The organism is Rhodanobacter sp. DHG33, assembly GCF_014843005.1.
GTDB lineage: Bacteria > Pseudomonadota > Gammaproteobacteria > Xanthomonadales > Rhodanobacteraceae > Rhodanobacter_A.
The window spans coordinates 1-306 of the sequence record NZ_JACYXM010000035.1; the positions used below are offsets into that span (position 1 = coordinate 1).

The 306-nt window shown below is 67.0% G+C and carries 1 protein-coding gene; it reads left to right on the forward strand.

The features are described from left to right. Positions 1-306, forward strand: a 306-nt coding sequence (locus IHE46_RS16865) for a hypothetical protein (RefSeq protein ID WP_225563149.1), incomplete at both ends; no start/stop codon positions are given.

Sequence of the window (306 nt, forward strand, 5' to 3'; positions counted from 1 at the left end):
GGCAATCTCGTCTTCCTCGGCCGTAACGATCACCAGGTCAAGCTCCGTGGCTTCCGCATCGAGCCCGGCGAGATCGAAGCGCGCCTGATGGAACATCCGGCGGTGCGTGAGGCTGTCGTCCTCGCCCGCGAAGACGTCACCGGCGGCAAACGCCTCGTCGCCTATCTCACCGTCACTCCGGAAGACACGACCGCCTCCGGTGAGCTGCCTGCGACTTTGCGCGCCCACCTCGGTGCCTGCCTACCCGACTACATGGTCCCGGCGGCCTTCGTGCCGTTGGACGCGTTGCCCCTGACACCCAACGGC